The organism is Streptomyces sp. NPDC058632 (genome assembly GCF_042717095.1).
Taxonomy (GTDB): domain Bacteria; phylum Actinomycetota; class Actinomycetes; order Streptomycetales; family Streptomycetaceae; genus Streptomyces.
The window spans coordinates 1-2,215 of sequence record NZ_JBHXQZ010000197.1; the positions used below are offsets into that span (position 1 = coordinate 1).

Below are 2,215 nucleotides of genomic sequence, written 5' to 3' on the forward strand. Positions count from 1 at the left end.
GCCCGTACCGCGACTACGTCGGCTGGCTCCAGGAGCAGGACCTCCAGCAGGCCGAGGACTACTGGCGCGACGCCCTCCAAGGCGTCGAACAGGCCGAACCGCTCAGCGTCGAACGGCACATGACCGGGTCGGCCGGGCCGGCCGCGGCGGGCGGACAGGCCGAGTACAGCGCCCACTTCAGCACCGCGGACACCCTGCGCCTGCAGCAGTTGGCCCAGGCCCACCAGCTCACCCTCAACACCGTGCTGCAGGGCTGCTGGGCGCTGCTGGTCGGCCGCTACTCGGGCCGGGACGACGTCGTCCTCGGCACGGTCGCCTCGGGGCGCCCGGCCGAGATCGAGGGCATCGAGCGGACCGTCGGCCTCTTCATCAACACGCTCCCGCTGCGGGTGAGAATGCCCGGACGGAGCACCGCGCTCGCCTGGCTCAGGGAACTGCAGGAACAGAACCTGCGGATGCGCCAGTACGAGTACAGCCCCCTGAACAAGGTCCAGCAGTGGAGCGGGCTCCCCGCGGGCGCGCCCCTCTTCGAGACCCTGTTCGTCTTCGAGAACTACCCGGTGGAGAAGGACGACACCGCCGCCCTGCGCTACGAACTCACCCGCTCCGAGGAACGCGTCAACTACCCCCTCGGCATCGTCGCCACCGTGCCGGACGGCGACCAGCGGCTGCATCTCGTGGTCCAGTACGACACCGCGCGGTTCGAGCCGGAGACGGTCGAGCGCATGCTCGGACACCTCGGCAGCGTCTGCTCCCAGCTCGTCCGGGAGCCCGAACTGCGGCTGAGTGACGTCAGCGTCCTCACGGACGAGGAGCGCCACGAGATCCTCCGGCAGGGCAACGCCGTACCCCAGCAGCGAACCACCGAGGCGGACCTCGACCTGTCCGCCCTGGCCGCCCTGGCGGCAGGCACCGCCGAAGAGCGAGAGCTTCTCGAACAACTCGTCGCAGAAGTTCAGGGAATGTCGCCGAGCGATCTCCAGGCCCAGATTCCGACTGCCTCCCCGGCTACCGAGACGAGTGACCACCATGAGTGAACTGCTTCCTCAGCTCGAGAACCTGACCGCGCAACAGCAGGCGCTGCTGCGCCTGCGCCTGGCGCAGATCAAGCAGCAGGCGGAGCAGCCGGCGCCGCTGCACGACCTCTTCGCCCGGCAGGCACGCCGCACCCCCGACCGGGTGGCCGTCACGTACGGCGACTCCCAGGTGACCTACGAGGTGCTGGACCGGCTGTCGAACCGCCTCGCCGGTCTGCTGCGGGGCCGAGGGGTCGGGCGGGAGAGCCTGGTCGGGCTGTGCGTGCCGCGCTCGGTCGAGATGGTCGTCGGTCTGCTGGCGATCGTGAAGGCCGGCGGGGCGTACGTACCGCTGGACCCGGCATACCCGAGGGACCGGCTGGCCCACATGGCCGAGGACGCCGGGCTGAAGGTCGTACTGGCCGGGCGCTCGGCGGTCGAAGTGCTGCCGGACACCGGCGCGTCGGTGCTGGTCGTCGAGGACCTGTGGCAGGAGCTGGACACCCGGCCCGACAGCGACCCGGCCCCGGACATGGCCGTGACCTGCGACGACCTGGCGTACGTGATCTACACGTCCGGCTCCACCGGCCGCCCGAAGGGGGTGCAGGTCACCCACCGCGGCCTGCGCGGCATCGCCCGCTGGCAGCACGAGAACTACGGCCTCGACACCCCCACGCGGGTCCTTCAGGGCACCTCCCTGAGCTTCGACATATCGGTGTGGGAGCTCTCCGCCGCGCTGCTCTCCGGCGGCACGCTGGTGCTGCCGCCGTCGGACCTGCAGATGATCGGCACCGACCTCGCCGACTTCCTGACGGAGCAGGCCGTCGAGAACATCAACCTCACCCCGGCGGCGCTGTCCACGCTGCCCGTGGAGTCGCTGCCCTTCCTGAAGTGCGTCTCGGTCGGCGGCGAGGCCTGCCCGCGCGAACTGGTCCGCACCTGGTCCGACGGCCGGCTGTTCTTCAACGGCTACGGTCCGTCGGAGACCACCATCGCCGTCAGCGTCGCCCGCTACACGCCCGACCTGGAGCGCGTCCACATCGGCCGCCCCATCGACGGGGCGCAGATGTACGTCCTCGACTCGCGTCTCCAGCTCCAGCCGGTGGGCGTGGCCGGTGAGCTGTACCTCGGTGGGGCGGGGCTGGCGCGCGGGTATCTGGGGCGGCCGGAGCTGACGGCCGGGGCGTTCGTGGCGAATC

At 70.8% G+C, this 2,215-nt stretch carries 2 protein-coding genes; both read left to right on the forward strand.

What is annotated here, in order from left to right; all coding sequences use genetic code 11:
• Positions 1–1,037: condensation domain-containing protein (locus ACFWVE_RS34920; protein ID WP_384023258.1), on the forward strand; the 1,037-nt coding region annotated here is incomplete at its 5' end.
• Positions 1,030–2,215 (forward strand): amino acid adenylation domain-containing protein (locus ACFWVE_RS34925; protein WP_384023261.1); only part of this gene is annotated, 1,186 nt, incomplete at its 3' end. The genes ACFWVE_RS34920 and ACFWVE_RS34925, both read left to right, overlap by 8 nt.